Source organism: Cyanobium sp. NIVA-CYA 375, from assembly GCF_056108345.1.
Genome location: NZ_JBSYHW010000005.1, coordinates 1 through 18909, shown reverse-complemented (window position 1 = coordinate 18909; position 18909 = coordinate 1). Strand labels below are relative to the sequence as shown.

At 57.5% G+C, this 18909-nt stretch carries 20 protein-coding genes; 16 read left to right on the top strand and 4 right to left on the bottom strand.

Features of this window, described 5'->3' with window-relative positions; translation table 11 throughout:
- Nucleotides 1–29: 29 nt before the first annotated feature.
- The gene (locus tag AC01FP_RS02585) at nt 30–317 is read right to left on the bottom strand and encodes a DUF7219 family protein (RefSeq protein ID WP_474477815.1); all 288 of its coding nucleotides are present in this window, start codon (nt 315–317) and stop codon (nt 30–32) included.
- Nucleotides 318–570: 253 nt separating this feature from the next.
- Between AC01FP_RS02585 and AC01FP_RS02580 the strand changes: the two genes are divergently transcribed.
- From AC01FP_RS02580 to pstS, 5 genes are all read left to right on the top strand, one after another.
- Complete coding sequence (locus tag AC01FP_RS02580) at nt 571–1671, top strand: CorA family divalent cation transporter (RefSeq protein ID WP_474477812.1); 1101 nt, start codon at nt 571–573, stop codon at nt 1669–1671.
- Between the two features lie 69 nt (nt 1672–1740).
- Nucleotides 1741–2676: a substrate-binding domain-containing protein gene (locus tag AC01FP_RS02575; protein ID WP_474477809.1), complete on the top strand. Its 936-nt coding sequence runs from the start codon at nt 1741–1743 to the stop codon at nt 2674–2676.
- A 7-nt stretch (nt 2677–2683) separates the two neighbouring features.
- Complete coding sequence (locus AC01FP_RS02570; RefSeq protein ID WP_474477806.1) at nt 2684–3652, top strand: CHAD domain-containing protein; 969 nt, start codon at nt 2684–2686, stop codon at nt 3650–3652.
- A gap of 252 nt (nt 3653–3904) precedes the next feature.
- Nucleotides 3905–5533: an iron uptake porin gene (locus AC01FP_RS02565; protein WP_474477803.1), complete on the top strand. Its 1629-nt coding sequence runs from the start codon at nt 3905–3907 to the stop codon at nt 5531–5533.
- 194 nt (nt 5534–5727) lie between these two features.
- Nucleotides 5728–6735, top strand: a complete 1008-nt coding sequence (pstS, locus tag AC01FP_RS02560) for a phosphate ABC transporter substrate-binding protein PstS (RefSeq protein WP_474477800.1) — start codon at nt 5728–5730, stop codon at nt 6733–6735.
- Between the two features lie 276 nt (nt 6736–7011).
- Here pstS and arsJ read toward each other — a convergent pair whose 3' ends face one another.
- On the bottom strand, nt 7012–8268 hold the full coding sequence (arsJ, locus tag AC01FP_RS02555; protein WP_474477798.1) for an organoarsenical effux MFS transporter ArsJ: 1257 nt from the start codon (nt 8266–8268) through the stop codon (nt 7012–7014).
- Nucleotides 8269–8277: 9 nt separating this feature from the next.
- Nucleotides 8278–9303, bottom strand: a complete 1026-nt coding sequence (locus AC01FP_RS02550; protein ID WP_474477795.1) for an ArsJ-associated glyceraldehyde-3-phosphate dehydrogenase — start codon at nt 9301–9303, stop codon at nt 8278–8280.
- 166 nt (nt 9304–9469) lie between these two features.
- Here AC01FP_RS02550 and AC01FP_RS02545 point away from each other — a divergent pair, with 166 nt between their 5' ends.
- Both AC01FP_RS02545 and arsB read left to right on the top strand, forming a co-directional pair.
- On the top strand, nt 9470–9811 hold the full coding sequence (locus AC01FP_RS02545) for an ArsR/SmtB family transcription factor (RefSeq protein ID WP_474477792.1): 342 nt from the start codon (nt 9470–9472) through the stop codon (nt 9809–9811).
- 1 nt (nt 9812) lies between these two features.
- Entirely contained in the window at nt 9813–10823 is a 1011-nt protein-coding gene (arsB, locus tag AC01FP_RS02540; protein ID WP_474477789.1) for an ACR3 family arsenite efflux transporter, read from the top strand.
- A gap of 112 nt (nt 10824–10935) precedes the next feature.
- Here the strand turns inward: arsB and AC01FP_RS02535 are convergent, their stop codons facing one another.
- Nucleotides 10936–12492 (bottom strand): SulP family inorganic anion transporter, encoded by a 1557-nt coding sequence (locus tag AC01FP_RS02535; RefSeq protein WP_474477786.1) that lies wholly within the window; start codon nt 12490–12492, stop codon nt 10936–10938.
- 530 nt (nt 12493–13022) lie between these two features.
- On the opposite strand from AC01FP_RS02535, the gene AC01FP_RS02530 reads away from it, so the two are divergent.
- From AC01FP_RS02530 to AC01FP_RS02490, 9 genes are all read left to right on the top strand, one after another.
- Nucleotides 13023–13508 carry a MotA/TolQ/ExbB proton channel family protein gene (locus AC01FP_RS02530; RefSeq protein ID WP_474477783.1) on the top strand — a complete coding sequence of 162 codons (486 nt, stop codon included), beginning with the start codon at nt 13023–13025 and terminating at the stop codon, nt 13506–13508.
- Nucleotides 13505–13891 (top strand): hypothetical protein, encoded by a 387-nt coding sequence (locus AC01FP_RS02525; RefSeq protein WP_474477780.1) that lies wholly within the window; start codon nt 13505–13507, stop codon nt 13889–13891. Before AC01FP_RS02530 ends, AC01FP_RS02525 begins: the two co-directional genes overlap by 4 nt.
- 35 nt (nt 13892–13926) lie before the next feature.
- The gene (locus tag AC01FP_RS02520; protein ID WP_474477777.1) at nt 13927–14250 is read left to right on the top strand and encodes a hypothetical protein; all 324 of its coding nucleotides are present in this window, start codon (nt 13927–13929) and stop codon (nt 14248–14250) included.
- A 4-nt stretch (nt 14251–14254) separates the two neighbouring features.
- Complete coding sequence (locus tag AC01FP_RS02515; RefSeq protein WP_474477774.1) at nt 14255–14968, top strand: hypothetical protein; 714 nt, start codon at nt 14255–14257, stop codon at nt 14966–14968.
- A 77-nt stretch (nt 14969–15045) separates the two neighbouring features.
- Complete coding sequence (gene ptrA, locus AC01FP_RS02510; RefSeq protein WP_474477771.1) at nt 15046–15693, top strand: Crp/Fnr family transcriptional regulator PtrA; 648 nt, start codon at nt 15046–15048, stop codon at nt 15691–15693.
- Nucleotides 15690–16385, top strand: a complete 696-nt coding sequence (locus AC01FP_RS02505; protein ID WP_474477768.1) for a winged helix-turn-helix domain-containing protein — start codon at nt 15690–15692, stop codon at nt 16383–16385. Before ptrA ends, AC01FP_RS02505 begins: the two co-directional genes overlap by 4 nt.
- 43 nt (nt 16386–16428) lie before the next feature.
- Nucleotides 16429–17121: a response regulator transcription factor gene (locus AC01FP_RS02500; RefSeq protein WP_474477982.1), complete on the top strand. Its 693-nt coding sequence runs from the start codon at nt 16429–16431 to the stop codon at nt 17119–17121.
- On the top strand, nt 17096–18262 hold the full coding sequence (locus AC01FP_RS02495) for a sensor histidine kinase (RefSeq protein ID WP_474477765.1): 1167 nt from the start codon (nt 17096–17098) through the stop codon (nt 18260–18262). The genes AC01FP_RS02500 and AC01FP_RS02495 overlap by 26 nt, the downstream gene beginning before the upstream one ends.
- Before the next feature lie 483 nt (nt 18263–18745).
- Nucleotides 18746–18874 carry a hypothetical protein gene (locus tag AC01FP_RS02490; protein ID WP_474477762.1) on the top strand — a complete coding sequence of 43 codons (129 nt, stop codon included), beginning with the start codon at nt 18746–18748 and terminating at the stop codon, nt 18872–18874.
- Nucleotides 18875–18909 lie beyond the last annotated feature (35 nt).

Below are 18909 nucleotides of genomic sequence, written 5' to 3'. Positions count from 1 at the left end.
ATAGGTTTTGATGAGCAGCCGATCGTTGCTTAGCTATCGTTTTGTGACTTTAGTAAGGTACCCTTACTATCCTTTAGGTCTTTCCAGATGCGGCGGATCTCGGCGTAGGCCTGCTCCTGACTCACCTTGCCATTGCTTTGCAGGCCCACCACCAGTCCGACCCTCTCGGCGAATGACTCGAGGTTTTGGTGGAACATCAAACGCTGGGGGGTCCAGTCAGAACCGCGGTAGGCGGAATGGGGCTCCATCGGCGAGATCATGCCGTCGGTCATGGCTTCCGGATCGGATGGGGTGGGCCGGGGCCCGGCAATGGACATTGGATTCTGTTTAAGTCAAATCAATTTAGAAGGATTGGATTAAGGAGTGTTGAAGGGCGCTGGGGTGTCGTCTGGAGCACCGCCGGCCCCACGTCGGCGGCCACAACATGCCAAACCTTCCGATCTGCGCTCTCATGGATCAGTCCACGGGTGGTTGGTGGTCTCAAGTGATGATGTGCCTGCTGATCCAGGCCAGCATTGTTGCCGGTGGCCAACTCTTGATCCGTTGGCAGGCTCCTGATCCGATTCCAACGTGCTGCGCCCCACCCCTGGTGCTCTGAATTCCCACCTGCTGGAAGAGCGGCCCGCCAATCTGCCGGCCCATCTGTACGTGTCTGGCGGGCGTCACCGCAGTTGTTTTAGTGCCGTGCTGTTTGAGCCGGAGGGACCCCGGCTGATTTCCTTGCACAACCCGGCCGAACTCCAAAAGTTGCATGGGCTCGGCTATCCCCTCTGGTTGAGGGTGATGGGTTTGGGCGATCCAGGGGCCGTAGAGGCCATGCTCGACACCCTCCAGGTGCCACGCATGCTGCTGCCGCCGCTGCTGGAGGTGCCCCAGCGCTCGCGGGTTGATGGGCTGGGGGAGGCCCTGATAGTTGTGCTGCACCGGCTCAGCTTTGCGCGTGATCCCTTGCACCTGCTCAGCTCCCAGGTGGGCCTGCTGCTGTTGCCCAACCTATTGGTCACTTTTGAAGAGGCGCCGGTGGGAGAGTCGTTTCCAGGGCTCACTGCCTGGCTGGAATCCCGGGTGGGGTCTGTGGAACACCGTGATCTCGACGACATCCTCCATTTCCTGGTGGATGAGCTGCTCGACGCCCTATATCCCATGCTCGAGCAGATCGCCAACCGCCTCGACGACCTGGAAGAAGCGGCCCTGCGGGACCCCAAGCCGAAATTGTTGGCGCGGGCATTTGTGCATCGCAGCAACCTGCGCACGATTCGCAACCAGGTGTGGCCCCTGCGCCACCAGATCAGGGTGCTGCTGCGCCAAAGGCAGCAGCTGCTAGGGGCCGATGCCCTGGTTGGCTTTCAGGAAATGGCTGATCTGGTGGAGCTGTTATTTGAAAACTGTGAGCTGTTGCGCCACCAGTGCGATGCCATCACCCAGGCCTATGCGGCCAGCGTTGGCAACAGGATGAACCAGGTGATGAAAACTCTCACCATCCTAACCAGCATCTTTGCGCCGCTCACCTTCATCGCCGGTATCTATGGCATGAATTTTGTCAATATGCCTGAGCTGGCTTGGCATCTGGGCTATCTCTACTGCATTGTTTTAATGGCGATCGTGGCCGTGATCCAGTCCTATTGGTTGTGGCGCCGCGGCTGGTTTGCGGATTGGACCGCACCGCGCTGAACTCACAACCTGGCCTTAACCACCTTGGGCCCAGAGATCATCCAGAGTTCTGTTGTGGTTGTGACTGTTATGCGCCCAGCCCTGCGCTTTTCCTGGCTCCCCTTAGCCCTTTTATCACTGCTGCCGCCGGTGGTTGCCCAAACGGTGGCTCCGGCCTCGCTGCGCATCGGCGGCTCCAGCACCGTGTTTCCGGTGATGCAGACTGCTATTCAGTCTTATCAAAAAGCTGGCGCCAACCGCCAAGTGCGCTTTGAGCTCAAGGCTTGCGCCGCCAAGGGGGTGCGTTTTCTTGAGCTGCCGATCGGCTTCGATGCGATCACGGTGGTGGTGAACCCAAAAAACACCTGGGCCACACGCATTACCACCCGTGAGCTCTCCCGCCTCTGGAGCCGGGCGGCTGCCGGCAAGGTGACCCGCTGGAACCAGGTTAATCTGGATTGGCCTGATCGGCCGATCCGCCTGTGTGGCCCCGGTAAGGATTCGGGTACCTTTGACTACTTCAATAAAGCTATAAATGGAGATGAGAATAATTCCCGTACCGATGTATTTACCAGTGAAAATGACAACGATTTGGTAGCCTGCGTGGCGGGTAACCCAGACGCCCTGGGCTACTTTGGTTATGCTTATTTTCAGGCCAACTCTAAGCGACTCAAGGCCCTTAGCGTTGTTGGTGGTAAGGGTCCAGTTTACCCATCGCTGCAGGCGGTTCAGAAGGAAAATTATGTGCCCCTATCCAGGCCTCTTTTTATCTACCTTAATGATCAGGCATTGCGTAGCCAACCCGAGCTGCGAAAATTTGTTGTCTTTACCATGCAAAATGGTTTGAAGCTGGTTAAACAGGCTGGGTATATACCCCTGCCCTCCAGCACCTACCGCTTAGTAGAAAGCAAGCTCTACCGCCACGTGCTTGGCACGGCATTTGGCGGCGATTTACCAGTCGGTCTCAGCACCGGCCAAGCTTTGCAGCGGAGTTTAGATAGCATTAAAAAACCAGAATTCCGCTGAGTTCGGCATGGTGTTGATGGATCGCCACCGCGGTGAGGCCAGTGGTGCCTTTGCGAGGGAGCTGGTGCAGAAGCAGGTGGCCAAACTGGTGCAATTGCAGACGCCGGTGGCATCTGGCGAAGGCAGCGAGCCCTTGCATCAGATGCGGGTAGCGATGCGTCGTCTGCGTACCACATTGATCCAGTTTGAGCCTGCCCTGCAGTTGCCAGCGGCTGTTAATGATCAGCGCCTTGCCAAATGGGTGCGCCGCTTGGGCATGGCTAGGGATCTTGATGTTTTACGCGAACGCCTCGAAGTTGGCTTTCTGCCCCAGTTGCCGGCGGCGGAGGTGAAGGCGCTGCGCCCGGTGCTAAGGCAGTTGCGCCGCGAACGTCAGCTAGCCCATGGCCATGTGGTGGAGGTGCTGCAAAGCCGCTCCTACCTGGAGGGGTTGGCCCAGCTGCAGCGTTGGTTGAAGGAGCCATCCTTTACGTCGCTTGGCGAGCAACCGATTTCCCAATGGGTGGTGGAGTGGCAGGGGGCCGCGGTTTCAGTTTTGTTTCTGCATCCGGGCTGGCAGATCAGCAAGGTTTCTGCTGAATCTGAGCAGTTGCATGAGCTGCGCAGGCAGTTAAAGCAAGTGCGTTATTTGCTGGAAAACCTTGCTCCCTTGCAAGGTGCCGCCACGGCTCCCTGGATCAGCCGCTTCAAGCAGGGCCAGGAGTTGCTGGGGGAGTGGAATGATTTGCAGGTGTTGCAGCGTGCCATCCACGACCAGGTGCCAGGCAGGCTTGAAGAGACTCTGCCCCAACTGGAGTGGCTGCTGCTTCAACACCAGCGCCATTGCTGGGAGCAGTGGCGTGAGCTGGTGAAAGAGCTGTTGCCCCAAGCTCAGCGCCGCCGTCTGCGGCTGGCGCTGATGGCTGAATCTCTACCAGCCGGGCCGCTTTCTTGGGTTGGTGCTGGGTTAAGGCGTGCCCTGGCCTGGATCGGCTAGTTAGCTCTAAGCCCTTTTTCAGCCTGGATCAATGCTTAGTCCAAACTGCATTTGGCTGATGGTCGACGAGCGCCTGGCAGACCAGGCTCCTATGGGCGATTGTTTTTTTAGGCCCCGCTGCCCCATGGAAATTAAAAGATGTGTCTGAGAACACATCCGTCATGTCGCCTAGTTGCTCGTTTTGGCCTCGCTTCATCGATAACTTGCTCTCGACTTCCTTTGTGAAGTCATCCCAATCGGTGTGAGGACCCGATGAATCTTTCTAAAAAGCTGCTGCTGGCTCTGGCTGGCACTGGCCTGATGGCTCCCATGGCCGCTTCGGCCCAAGAGCTGGCTTCGTTGAGTGGCACTGCCGCCATCAACGAGTACATGCAACAGCAAGACGTTGATCGCTTCCGTGCCTGGGAATCCAAAAACCAGGTCACCAGCGTCACCCAGTTTTCCGACGTTCAACCCACTGACTGGGCCTATCAAGCCCTGAGCAACCTGGTTGAGAAGTACGGCTGCGTGGCCGGCTACCCCAACGGCACCTACAAGGGCGGCCAGGCCATGACCCGCTACGAAGCGGCTGCCCTCCTCAACGCCTGTCTCGATCGCGTCACCGAAGTGACCGACGAACTGCAGCGCTTGATGGAAGAGTTCAAGACTGAGCTCGCCGCCCTCACCGGCCGCGTCACTGGCCTCGAGAAGAAAGTAGGCAAGCTGGAAGCCCAGCAGTTCTCCACCACCACCAAGCTGCGTGGTGAAGCCAGTTTCATCATTGGTGGAACACCTAATTTCGACACTAATACCACCATTACTGCCGCAGTACCTGGCGTTAGAGTTGCTAACGGTGTGGCCGCGTCTTGTGCTGCCGGTAGCACTGGGTGCGTTGGTGGATCTCGTGCCGTCACTGCCCAACCTAATAACACGACATTCAACTACGACTTGCGTCTGAGCTTCGACACCAGCTATACGGGCAAGGACCTACTCCGCACTCGTCTGCGTAGCGGCAACTTCAGCTCCCTGCCCTTCGGCAGCAGCAGCCAGATCTTCAAGCTGGATAAGGCTGAATCATCCCAGGGTACGGGTACCAGCAGCAATATCTGGGTGGATCGCCTCTTCTACACTTTCCCGGTGGGCAACGAGGTTAAGCTTACTGCCGGTGCGCTGGTGCGGAACACCGAGATCCTTACTTTCATTCCTAGCGCTTATAAGTCGGACATCCTCGACTACTTCGGCTTGGCGGGTGCTTCTGGCACCTACAACAAGGCCACCGGTGCTGGTTTCGGTTTTAACTGGAAGCAGAAGGTAGCAAAGGGCAAGCCCTACTTGGTATTTGATGCAAACTACGTTGCTCAAAGCAGTTTCGACAATTCTAATGTTGGAGCATTTGACTCCGCAGGTGGCATAAACGTGTTGAGCCAGCTAGGTGTGCGCGGCGCCAATTGGGGTGCAGCGGTTGGTTATCGTTACGGCTCAGAAAACTCTAGCATTCGCGTTCCCAACTTCAGCCCTGGTTCGGTACGTTTAGATCAGAGTACCAATAGCATTTCTGTTGCTGCTTTCTGGGAACCGATGGATGCCGCTTGGGCACCTTCAATCAGCCTTGGCTACGGGTACAACGCCGGTAGCGGTGGCTTTGCCAATTCCCAGTCTTGGATGGCAGGCTTCCAGTGGAAGGATGTATTCCAGAAGGGCAACAATGCCGGTTTTGCTTTTGGGCAAGCTCCCTTCAACAAGGGTAACGACACCGAGAGCTGGCTGTGGGAAGTGTTCTACAAGTACCAAGTCACCGACAAGATCGCCATCACTCCTGCTATCTTCTGGGCTAATGACTATCGCAACAATGGTGGCGACAGCACCTGGGGCGGCGTGATCCAGACCACCTTCCGCTTCTGATCCAACTGGTATTTAGCCAGACACTCCTCACCGCTCCAATCTACAACTCACACGTTTTATGCCCCCCAGGAATGGGGGGCTTTTTATTGCTTGCCAGGCTAGTTTGTGCCAATCTTGAACGCCCCTTAACCGGGCGATAAAGACCGTTAGCTACGCGTCTTGCTATTAATGGATTGACCCTAAAGTCTTCTTCCATGACCTTCGCCAAGAAGGCCCTGATTGTCGGTACCGTTGCAGCTATCGGTGCTGGCGCAACTTCAGCCGTCATTCCTGCGCTTGCCCAGGCCACCATCAGTGGTGCCGGGGCAACCTTCCCCAATGCCGTCTACTCACGCTGGTCGGCGGAGTATTTCAAGGACACCAAGAATAAGGTCAACTACCAGTCGGTAGGTTCCGGAGCGGGCGTCCGCCAGTATCTGGCCGGCACCGTCGATTTCGGCGGCACCGATGAAGAGCTCCAAGCTGCCGACTTCAAAAAGGGTGCGGCTGCTTCGCGAGGAGTGGTGCAGATCCCCATGGTGGGTGGCACCGTTACCCCGGCCTACAACAACCCTGGCTGCCAGAACCTCAAGCTCACCCAGCAGCAGGTAGCCGATATCTTCCTGGGCAAGATCACCACCTGGGATCAGCTCAAGTGCGGCAAGGGCAAAATCACTGTTGCCCACCGCTCAGACGGTTCTGGCACCACCTACGTGTTCACCAACTCCCTGTCCTGCTTCTCCAATGAGTGGAAGAGCAAAGTCGGCAAGGGCAAGGCCGTCAAGTGGCCTGTAGGTGTGGGCGGTAAAGGTAACGAAGGTGTCGCTGGTGTGATCAACAACACCCCCGGCTCAATCGGTTATCTCAACCAGGCCTATGTCAAGGGCAATATCAAAGCAGCTGCCGTCCAAAACAAGGCCGGTAAGTTTGTGATGGCCAATGACACTACGGGTGCTGCAGCCCTTAACGGTGTCAAGCTGGATGCGAATCTAGGCGGCGAAGATTGCAACCCCGCAGGTGCCAATTCATTCCCGATTGCTTCCTTCACCTGGATCTTGGCCTATCAGAAGGGCAATGGCGCTAAGGCATCAGACGTGCGTAAGTTCCTGCTCTGGGCCCTTTCACCCAAGGCTCAGAAGATGGCAGCTGAGCTCGACTACGTTCCCCTCAAGGGTGATGTGCTGAAGCGTGCCAAGGCAGCTGTGGCCAAGATTGGCAATTGAAATCTGAATCCCTCGGATTCTGATCAATACGCTTAATGAAGGGGTCCCTTGGGGATCCCTTTTCTTTTGCTCAGCGTTTGGCCATCATTTGGAGCGCACCTCTGCATCACTGCTCCTCTGGAATCGCAAGGATTAATTTATCATTTTGGATACAAAATAGCAGTGCTAATTCTTATATATATTAGCTTTGGCAATAAATTAATTGGCTCCAATCTCGATCCCTCCACTCTCATCTAATCGTTAATCTTGGTTGAGCTAGCTTGGGCGCTTCTATCACTAGGTAGCTTCTGGAAGCTGTCGCGGTGGTGTTGGCAGTCGAGTACTCACCAAGGCTGCTAGGGCAACTAGTACCGCTGAGCTCCACAGGCAAGCCTGCAACCCCCCCACCATAAATAGGGCGCCTGAGAGCACCGTACCAAGTAGGCGACCAGCGGCGTTTGCCATGTAATAGAAGCCCACATTAAGGCTTACAGATTCGGCATCAGTGTAGGCGAGGATCATGTAGCTGTGAATCGAGGAATTCATCGCAAACACCACACCAAATACTGCCAATCCCACCACTACTGCGATACCAGGCTGGCCAACCTCACGCCATAAGGCAATTGCAATGAGGGCTGGAATAGCGGTGAGAATCGCACTCCAAAATTCCACTGCTGCTACTCCTGGAGGGGCGCTCTGGCCCCAGGCCCGGCGCAGGGCCGGTGCCGATCCCTGCACGATTCCGTAGCCGATCACCCACAGGCCCATGAAGCCGCCTACCTCCCAGAAGCGCCAGCCAAGGGCGCTCTGCAGAAATACGGGCAGGGCCACCACAAACCAAACGTCGCGAGCACCAAAAAGGAAGAAGCGCGCCAATGACAAAACGTTGATGCCGCGGCTCTTGGAAAGCAACGCCGTGAAGCTGGGCTTCTGTTTCATTCTGCCGATTTCGGCCGGCAGCACCAGGGTCACCAGGAATGCCAAGAACAATCCGGTCGCCATCGCTGCAACCGCGGCGTTGAAGCCAATTGTGGTGAGCAATACCCCGCCAAGAAAAAAGCCCACCCCCTTGAGCGCGTTTTTGGAGCCGGTGAGAATCGCTACCCACTTGAATAGTTGCCCCTCTCCCTTGCTGTGGTCTTCCGGCGTTTCGGGCACCACGGTTTTGATGGCGCTCTTGGCACTCATTTTGTTGAGATCTTTGGCTATACCGCTGATCGCCTGAGCCACCATCACGTAGGCAACGCTCCACCATTTGGGCCAGTCGTCGGCTACTGGGATCAGCATCAGCAATGCCGCCACCTGCATCAAGGTGCCGCTCCAGAGAGTGAGCCGCAACCCAAAGCGTGCCCCCAGCCAGCCGCCGTAGAGGTTGGTGATGATGCCGAAAAACTCGTAAAAGAGAAACAGAAAAGCGATCTCAAGCGTGCTGTAGCCAAGCTCGTGGAAATGGAACACCACCAGCATGCGCAGGGCTCCATCGGTGAGGGTGAAGGCCCAGTAATTGGCCGTCACGATGGCGTACTGCTGCAGGGCTGAAAGGGCGCGGGTCATGGCTTTGCCTCAGCGCTCGTCGATCAGGGCCACATGGCTAACAAGATCGGCCATGCGAGAGCTATAGCCCCACTCGTTGTCGTACCAGGCGTACACCTTTAGCTGGGTACCGTTCACCACCATTGTCGAGGGGGCATCGACGATGGCGCTGCGATCATCGTTGACGTAATCGACTGATACCAGCGGCCTAGTTTCATAGCCAAGGATGCCGCGTAACGCGCCACCTGCAGCGGCCTCAAAGGCGCTATTCACCTCCTCTACGGTCACGCTGCTCGCCAACTCAAACACTGCGTCGGTAAGCGAGGCGTTTAGAAGGGGCACCCGCACGGCGTGGCCGTTGAGCTTGCCCTGCAGCTCTGGGAAGATCAAGCCGATCGCTTTAGCTGATCCAGTAGTGGTGGGGATCAGGCTCTGCATACAAGAGCGGGCTCGGCGCAGGTCGCTTTTGAAGCCATCCACAACTACCTGGGTGTTGGTGACGTCGTGCAGGGTGGTGATTGAGCCGTGTTTGATGCCAAAGCTCTCGTGCACAACCTTCACCACTGGCGCCAGACAGTTGGTAGTGCAGGAGGCGGCCGTGAGCAGACGGTGCTGCTCGGGGTCGTAGAGCTGATGGTTGATGCCGAAGACAACGTTGAGGGCCTCGGCCCCGGCGATCTCTCCCTTCACTGGGCAGGCCACCACCACGCGTTTGAGCCCAACCCGGTCGAAATAGGGCTGGAGAGTTGCTGGTGTCTTGAATTTGCCGCTGCACTCCAGCACCATCTCCACGCCAGCTTCCCTCCATGGCACGGCGGTGGGATCGGTCTCCCGTGTGTAGCTCACTGCTTGGCTACCCACGAAGAAGCCGCGCGTATTTGCTTGCACCGCCTGTTGCCAGCGGCCATGAACGGAGTCAAAGGCGAGTAGGTGGGCGGCGGTGTGAGCATCGCCGGCGCTGTCGTTGACATGCACGAGCTCAACGCCAGGACGACCCCACAGGGCCCTAAAAACCAGGCGGCCGATGCGACCGAAACCGTTGATGCCGATTTTCATGGGGTTCTGCTTTAGGCGACCGGCTCTGGCTTGGCGAGCAGGCTGCAGTACGTCGAAGACCCTAGATCAAAAGAAGTTGATGAATCAAGCCAGGCAGGTTGCTTTGGTGTCCTGGAGCACCTCTGGTCCGGCCGGCTTGGCTGGCATATCAATCAATTAAGATTGATTGGACATTGCGGGCGGCCTGTTGGTTGTAGTTGCATCCCCTCTTCAAGCTGATCAAGCCCGTGCATTATTAAAGGCTCTTGCTGATCCCCTGCGATTGCAGATCGCCGAAGCCCTTGCCGATGGTGAGCGCTGCGTCTGCGATCTCACCAGCGATTTGGGGCTTGCCCAGTCGAAACTCTCCTTTCACCTCAGGGTGATGCGGGAGGCGGGCTTGATAGTCGGCCGCCAGCAGGGCCGTTGGATGTATTACCAGCTTGAGCCCGGAGCGCTGCAGCAACTTCGTGGTTGGCTTGCCGATCTGGCCAGTCGCTGCGCTCAGCCTGCTACTCCCTGTTGCTGAAATGGGAATTTTTGAGCGCTTCTTAAGCCTATGGATTGCTATAGCCATTGTGGCTGGGGTCACCCTCGGTGCCATTTTCCCGTCATTTGTCGAGGCGGTTGCCGCATTGGAATTTGCACGGATCAATTTGCCAATTGGTCTGCTGATTTGGGGGATGATCTATCCAATGATGTTGGCAGTTGATTTTAATTCGCTTGGCGAATTGCGGCATCAGCCGAAGGGATTAATCATCACCGTGGTGGTGAATTGGTTGATCAAACCGCTCACGATGACAGCTCTCGCTTGGTTGTTTATTCGAGGATTGTTTGGTGCTTGGATACCTGCTGATTTGGGTGATCAGTATATCGCTGGCATGATCCTGTTGGGAGTGGCTCCCTGCACAGCCATGGTGTTTGTGTGGAGCCGTTTGTGTGATGGCGACGCTAATTACACCCTGGCCCAGGTGGCGATCAATGATTTGATCATGGTGTTTGCCTTTGCGCCAATTGCAGCCCTGCTGCTTGGTGTTAGCAAGGTGATCGTGCCCTGGGACACTTTGGTTACGGCAGTTGGTTTGTTTGTGGTGGTTCCCCTTGCAGCGGGCTGGCTCACCCGCTTGATTTTGCGCTCCCCTCGGCGCATTGAGCGCCTAGAGCAGCGCCTAAAGCCAGTGGCAATTATTAGCCTGATTACTACTGTGCTGCTGCTTTTCATGGTGCAGGCTAGCGCCATTCTGGCCAACCCATTGGCGATTGTTCTGATCGCCATCCCGCTAATCCTGCAGACCTATTTAATCTTCTGGATCAGTGCCCAGTGGATGCGTTTCTGGCGCCAGCCCCAAAAGATCGCCGCGCCTGGCGCCATGATTGGTGCGTCCAACTTCTTTGAATTGGCCGTGGCCGTAGCTATCAGTTTATTTGGACTCAACTCCGGTGCCGCTCTGGCAACCGTGGTGGGGGTGCTAGTGGAAGTGCCGGTGATGCTCTCGCTGGTGGCGATCGCTAATCGCAACCGAAAATTGTTTCCCCGTTAAATATTGAAGATGTGCCCGCTGGACCCAGTCATTCTTGAAGTAGCGGTAGCCGTTGCCTGGTTTATGCATGTGAGTTACTTGAGAGTGTATTTGGGTTAATGTTGGCCTACGATTAGGGAACCTCTGTGCTGACTGGTGCGGGGAGATTGCAGTGAGCACCAGTCATGAAGTTGCCGCTTTCGCTGATGCGATCAAATAAATCTAGGCTCTCCCGATTGAGGTTAATAACTTCAATATGTGAGCCTGAATCTTGAAGCTTTCGGATCACTTGATCCAGGGCCCGCATGCCAGTTTGATCCCACACATTCGCTTGGGCCATATCGATTGTGACCAGAGCTGGATGGGTATGTTGTTTGAATCCAGCCAGGAAATATACGGTGCTAACAAAGAACAGCTGGCCTTGCACCGTGTAGTACAGGTGGTCGTGATCCAGTAAGGTGGCGGTGACAGAAATGACCTTTGCTACTTTACGGCTAAATAGAAGTCCCGCAAGTGCAACACCCACGACTACTGCAATAGCCAGATTTCGGGTAATTAGGGCCAATACCAGGGTTAGCAACATGACGGCGGTATCGCTCTTGGGTATAAATTTGGCTTTCAGGAATGAATCCCAGTTTACGGTGCTAATCGATACCATTATCATCACTGCCACCAGCGCTGCCATTGGGATGCGCTCCAGCCAAGCGTTTAGTGAAATCACCAGTATTAATAAGCTAATTCCAGCAGTGAGTATGGAAAGACGGTATCTACCACCGGATTCAATATTTATCACTGATTGACCGATCATGCCGGCACCAGCCATGCCGCCAAATAGGCCGGCAGTGATATTGGCAATGCCTTGAGCGCGGGCTTCGGCTTCATAATCGGCTTCTTGATCGAGCATATCTTCCACCACATTGGCAGTGAGAAACGATTGCAATAGCCCCACAAACGAGATCGCCAGGGCGGTCGGCAGGATGATGCCCCAGGTGGTCCAGGATCCAAAGACTTCAGGTATTTGAAAGATCGGCAGGCGACTGGGAAGCTGGCCCAGATCACCAACTCGTGGAATGGGTAATTGCCACCATTCAGCCAGGCCGCTGATGGCCAGGATCGCCACCAAGGTGGAGGGCACCAGTTTGGTGAGCCGTGGTAATAAGTAGATAATTAGTAACCCAAATATCACCAGCCCCCAAACCCATGGCCAACTGATGCTCTGGCCCGTAGTCGCGAGGCTTGGAATTGCTTTGTCGCCATCGCGGCCAATGCCTAGTTGGGGCAGTTGAGCTAGAAAAATCAATACCCCGATTGCATTAATAAAGCCTACAGTGACGGCACGGGGCACAAAGCGCATCTGCTGGGCTAGGCGTAGATAACCCCAGATAATCTGAAATACTCCCGCAAGGATCGATGCGGCTAAAAGATAGCTAAGACCGTGGGATTGTACTAGTCCGCCCATCAGCAGGGCTACGCCGGCGGTGCAGGCCGACACCATTCCAGGCCGGCCACCTAGCGGTGCCACAACAATTAAAATGCATATTGAGCCGAATAAGCCAACCTGGGGGTCTACTCCAGCTACAAGTGAAAAAGCGATCGCCTCGGGAATGATGCCGAGGGCCACCACGATGCCGGCTAGGACTTCTTTCGGTGCCTCCTGGCGGCTGGGTACAAGAGATAGACTTTTTAACACGTTAAATTAAATTAGAAAGGAAAAGGTGTTGGCTAGCTTTAGCATTACTATCTTTATGTTCTGACTGCGAATAATAGAATGCGTAGGCTTTACAGGTAGATGCAGCTGTCTTAGTGTGAGTTTCAACTGCCCCGGTTGATACGGAAGCCAAAATTACGGGGCGCTTTGTCGTCTTTTGAATTCAAGTAAAACAATCCCTGCTGGGCCCACGACCCTTCGGGGCTAAACAGGGATTTCCTGCCCTAGGGGGGAGTAATCATCAACACAACTTAGCAGCGCTACCCGAATAATTCAGCCCTATGGCTCAGTGCAGATCCCACAAAATACCTCCATGCTGCTCCCAAACACGCAGAGTTGGCTGGCGCAGGCAGGTTCGGGACTGGAGCTTGCCGCCATGGCGCCGGTGTTGGGTGGAGTTGGGCGGATAAGGTTTTGCTGGAAAATGGACCAGGGGGCCTGTTATGTCAAGCAGCAGGGATACAGGCAGAGCCCCCTAATACTTCATAACCTTTCTCAAGTCTGCGTTAACTATGGCTTCCCTCCTGGTGTTGTGGAAGGCCTGCGGTCCCGTAGCCCTGCCCCTACTGCTTTTGTCGGTGGCGGTCTTCACCGTAGGGTTTGATCGTTGCTCTTTTTGGTGGCGTTGGTGGGCGCGTGGTCGCCGTTCCTGGCGGGTGCTTCGTACCGCTTTAGCGGAGGCACCCTCGCTGGAGGCGCGCCGCCAGTTGCTGGACGACTGTGACAATCAGATGGCTTGGGGTGAGCCCCTACTTCAAGCTGCCGTGGTGTTGGCTCCACTGCTTGGCCTGATCGGTACGACGGCGGGCTTAATGGCGGTGCTGAAGCAACTTGGATCCCAGCTGCTGCTGCCGCCTGCGGCCCCCTTGGCGGGCTACGGCGACGTGTTGCTTCCCACCCTGTTGGGTTTGCAGATTACTTTTGTGGCGATGGCGTTGCTGTTGCTCAATCAGGGGCTACGCCGCTGGCAGCTGCGCCTTTGCGCCAACCCCTCATGAACCAGCCCGCTCCGGGCGACCCAGGGCTATTGCTCGGCTTGCTGCCCCTAGTCTCAACCACAATCGTTGTTTTGTTAGCGGTTGCTGCGCTGCCCAGCCTCTTGCTGCAACCCAACCCACGGCTGCACCCTGAGCCCGCCACGGGTATCGGCGACGTGATGAATGTTGCCCGCTCGGCAACTGGACGTTGGATTCTCAACGGTGCCCCCCAGGCCGATGGGGGCCTAATCCGCCAACTCCAGGCTCGACCGCGAGCCGTGGTGGCTTTGCGTTTTAAGCCTTCTGCCGGTCTCGCCAGTGCGGAAGTAGCCGCCTCCCTTGCTTGGTTGCAGCAGCACTCGCGCTTGCCGGTGCTGGTTGAGTGGCCCGGAGATCAGTGGTGAACAGAGCTTGGCTATTGCAACCTTTCTCCCATGCAGTGCTGGCAACCGCCCTCTGCAGTTTGGCCCTGGGCCTGCTGCTACTGCCCCAGGTGCGGCTGCAGCGCCCGATGACCCAGGGGGTAATCAGCCTCCATGTCGCCGCCGATGGTGGCTTAAGGCTCTGGAACCAGCCCATCGCTGCCGCCGAACTACGGCGTTTGCTAGCTGCTCCGTCGCTGCGCAGTCGGGCGAATCGCTTGCGGATCGTGCCCGACCCCGACACCCCCTGGGGGGATGTACGCCGCCTGTTGAGCCAGCTTGATTCCTTGCCCCTGACCCTTGAAATCCAACTTCCTGCCCCTATCCCCAAGGCTGGCTGAGTCCATGTTCAGACGTTGGGGACCAGCCCTGCTGGCCGCCCTTCTCTGCCAGATGTTGCTGCTGTTGGCCCTGCCCAATTCGGGTTCGGAAGGCCGACGCGGTCGCCGAGTCGTGCCTGCTGACGACACAGCCACCTTGCTGCGCTGGAGCCGCGCCCCAGCTGGCGTGGGTCAAGCGACCTCCCTGAACACAATTCCGCTGCAAGGCCTGGCTGGCCTGCCGCCACCGCCACCTTCGACCCTGTCCATTGGTGCTTTCGCCACCGACCCCGTGCCCCAGAAACGCAGCCGCAAGCCCGTTGCCGCCGTTCCCCAGCTGCCCCTCCCAGCCCAACCTGGCGAGGCTTTCCGTTTGGCGAGGCAGGTGGCCCTGGGCGGGAGGCCCAAGGAGGTTTCCCCTGCCTTAGTAAATCTGCAGCGGCGTCAGTGGTGGCTGCTTCCCGGCCAGGGCCGAGCCCTTCAGGAGCTCTGGGATGGTGGCAAGGAGCAGGAATCAGCAGCGGGCCTGGGCCCCCTGCCCGAAGACATCAGCCTGCGCGCAGTTAGCCCAAGCGGCGCTGCACCCCTCGCCCTCCCTGAGTTACACGGTCGCTCTCTATTAGACGGTGATCTCCTTTGGTTGTTGTGGCAGCAGGGCGAGAGTCTGTGGCTGTTGCGCGGCTCGCTGGCAGGTGCGCCGCCACCCGGGACAGCAGCCCCAGCCCTAACCGGGCCTTAAACCCGCGACTAACTGACCTTTGCTTTGCAGCGCAAGGACTTTCATAGCGTTGCATCAGCTCACTGGTCTGCTCCGCGATGGTGTTTACGCCCTCCCTTCAACCGGGTCGCAGCGATAGCTTTCGCGACTTACTTGAGACCAGTTACGAGAAGCGCAGCCTGGTGCACCTTGCGGCTGGGAGCCAGGTGCCCCTGCTCAAGCGCAGCGTTTGGCTGGTGGTGCGGGGCATGGTGAAACTGACCGCAATTTCCATACACGGCGATGAGCTGCTGCTGGGGTTGGCTGGCCCCAATGAACCTTTCGGCGATCCCCTCACCAACGTCGAGGCCTACGCGGCCAACACCCTTGTAGATAGCGACCTGCTTTGCGTCAGCTGCGACGAAATTCAGCGTTCGCCAAACCTGGCCATGGGTCTGCTGCAGGGCATGGCATCCCGCTACCGCCAAAGTGAGGCCCTACTTGCCCTGCTGGGTCTGCGCCGCATCGAAGATCGGGTTCGAGGTTTCCTTGAGCTCCTCGCCAACGACTACGGCCAGCCCTGTGAGCAGGGTTTGCGCCTTCAGGTAAAACTGACTCACCAAGAGCTGGCCAGTACCCTCAGCACCACCCGGGTAACGGTGACCCGAATTCTTGGCGCCTTGCGCGACGAGGGTTGGCTGCACATCGATAGCCAGCGCCGGCTGGTGGTGAGCCATCTCCCCCAGCAGCGCAACCAGCATCGATGAGTCAGCCGTCATTACGGCTGTTGCTGGTTTATTCCGACTGCTCCGCAGCCACCCGCCTGCGTCAGCACCTTGGCGGGGAGGGTTATGAGGTGACTCTGAGCCTTGATGTAGAGCAGGCGGCAACTCAGTTGATGCCCCCGGCCACATGGGATTTGCTTGTGCTAGATGGCAGTTTGGGCGAGGTGGCCCAGCAGTTATGCCGTCAGGTGCGTTCGGCTCAGACATCAATACCGATCTTGCTGCTTTGCCCTAGTGCCTCCGAAGCTGACCGGGTGCGTGGTCTTGAGGTCGGTGCCGACGATGTGCTTCCCAGTCCATTTGGCTTAGCGGAATGCCTGGCCCGCTGTAGGGCCCTGGTGCGCCGCCACAAGCTCGGTTCGGTGAGCGCCATCGTCCTGCGCTGCGGCAGGGTGTCGATGCTGGTGGAGGAACACCGAGTGTGCCGCGATGGTGCTGAGGTGACCCTCTCGCCGCGGGAATTTCGACTGCTTCACTTTTTTCTTGACCATCCAGGCCGGATCTGGAGTCGCGATGAGCTGCTGACTCGGGTGTGGGGAGAAAACGAGGCTCTAGAGCTCGATCCCAAGACTGTCGATGTGCACATCCGCTGGCTGCGCCTCAAGTTGGAGGACGACCCGGCCCAGCCCAGCTTGATCACTACGGTTCGCGGCCAGGGGTATCGCTGTGGTTGAAGCAACTTTCTGGGGGGTGGAGGTGGCCGGCGAGAATGGTGAAATGCAGCATTCCTTGCTCGTCGTCGAAGACGACGAAACGATCCGCGAGACGATCCGCGAAGCCCTGGAGCTTGAGGGTTTCAATGTGCAGGCCTGTGGCAATGGCCGCGACGCCCTGCAAATGCTCCAGCGGGCGCCCGATGGCCAGGAATTTTCCCTGGTCGTGCTTGATTTGATGCTGCCCGGGCTGGGTGGGCTGGATGTTTGCCGCCAGCTGCGTCAACACAGCAATCAGACTCCGATTCTGGTGGTGAGTGCCCGCGACACCGAAACTGACCGGGTGTTGGGCCTGGAGGTTGGTGCAGACGATTACCTGGTTAAACCCTTTGGCATGCGCGAGCTGGTGGCCAGGTGCCGGGCCTTGCTGCGGCGTTCTTCCAGCCAGGCTGCCCGGGCCAAGGTGCTTGAGCACGCCAACCTCTGCCTGTACCAGGAGGAGTGCCGGGTGACGCGGGACGGTCTAGATGTGAACCTTTCCCCCAAGGAATATCGGTTGCTGGAGTTGTTTATGCAAAATCCCCGGCGGGTTTGGAGCCGTGATCAGTTATTGGAGCAGCTCTGGGGCGTCGATTACTTCGGAGATAGCAAAACTGTGGATGTCCACATCCGCTGGCTGCGCGAAAAATTGGAGGCGAACCCCTCGGCCCCGCTGCATCTGATCACGGTGCGTGGATTCGGTTATCGCTTTGGCTAGGAATCTTGAGCTATTTCTTGTGCTGGTCCTGGGGGCCTGCTTGGGGCTGCTTGCCTGCCTAGGGGTAGCATCCTGGCGTCGCCGTGCTGGCCTGAACCGCCCCCTGCCCCGGGCCCGTCAGCTGCTTAGTTGGATAGATTCATCTGCAATCGGCTGGATTCTGCTGGATCGCCAGGGCCAGATTGGCCATATCAATCCAAGGGCGGAAAGAATCCTGCTGCTCGATGCTGGTCGGCTATTGATCGGCCAGCCCTTCAGTGAAGTCTGCCCCGATCCGGGTTTGTCCAGCAGCATCCGCATCGCCCGCCGCCAGGATCGCCCTCAGCGGCTGGAATGGCACTCCGGCGGCCACGACTTAGACGTGATGGTGGTGCCTGGTCGAGATGGTTGGTTGGGTGTTCAACTGCAGAATCGCCGCTCCTTGGACGCCCAGCTGGAACAGCAGGAGCGTTGGGTTAGTGATGTAGCCCATGAGTTAAAAACCCCTCTCACCGCCCTACTGCTTGTGGGCGATAGCCTCGCTGCCCAGGTAAACAGCCAGAACGCCCGTCTGGTGGAGCGGCTGCAACGGGAGTTGCTCCGGCTCCAGGAGCTGGTAGGTGATTTGCTTGAACTCTCCCGACTTGAAAACACCCTGCCAGGCACAGGCTCACGGGTCATGGTGGTGGATCTGCCGCAGCTAGTCGAGCAGGTTTGGGCCAGCGTGCGCCCCCTAGCCGATCCACGCCAAATCGGCTTCGAACTTCATGCACCAGCGCAGTTGCAGCTGTGCGGCGACAATTCCCGCCTACATCGGGCCCTGCTCAATCTGTTTGATAACGCCCTGCGATATAGCCCCGACGGTGGGGTGGTTAGGGTTCGCCTCGATCGCCGCGGTGGGTGGTGCCAGCTGAGTGTGGCTGATCAGGGTCCAGGTCTCAGCGAAGACGACCTAGCCCATCTGTTTGAGCGCTTTTACCGAGGCGATCCCTCCCGGGCCCGCAGTCAACGGATTGGTAGTGGGCTGGGCTTGTCGATAGTGCAGCAGATTGCGGTTACCCACGGTGGTCGGATTCAGGCCAGCAACCAGCCTGAGGGAGGTGCCCTGTTGGAGTTGATCCTGCCGGGTGTGGTTGACAGCGAGCGCTCAGGCGAGCCCTAACTAAAAAGCTAGGGCCTCCATGTCTCAACAGTTGTGGCCTCGCCCTCCCGCCTTGGGGGCGAGGCCGATGCGAGCAGATGAGTTGGTGCTATCGCGGTTGAGATCTTGCACCTCCACGGAGCTGACTTAAGAGTTCACTTGCGGATCACTTGATCAAGGGCTGTCACATCGCTCTGGTTTCATATATGAGTTTCGGCTATGTCAACTTCGCTGCTTACTTCAATTACCTTGAGCACCACTCCTTAATCGGAGCGTAGACGTAGTTCAGATACAGCGGCCGTCTTCCGCCAGGGCGGCCCCAGCAGAGCAACGCAGCAATAACGGGGGACTGATCACCATGAATTCAACGTATCAGCTCTTGAAACCAACCGCTTGTTTAACAGCCTCAAAGAGCGAGGCATTCTGGGTTGTTCTGCCACGATGAATCGTCATGGACCGCCGCTTCCGCCGCATCCACCTCCACCTCCCAGCCCTGAGCCTGAGATGACAGCCCTTCTTCACCACTGCTTTCTGATGATCAGCCTGGCCCTGTTTCACCTGGTCGGGCCGGTACCGGCGGAACTAGGCGTCGGTAGCGCCCCTCCGAGTGGTGTAACTCAGGAGGTCCTGTGACCCTTTCCGGAGGGTGAACAGGAGCAGTCAGAGGA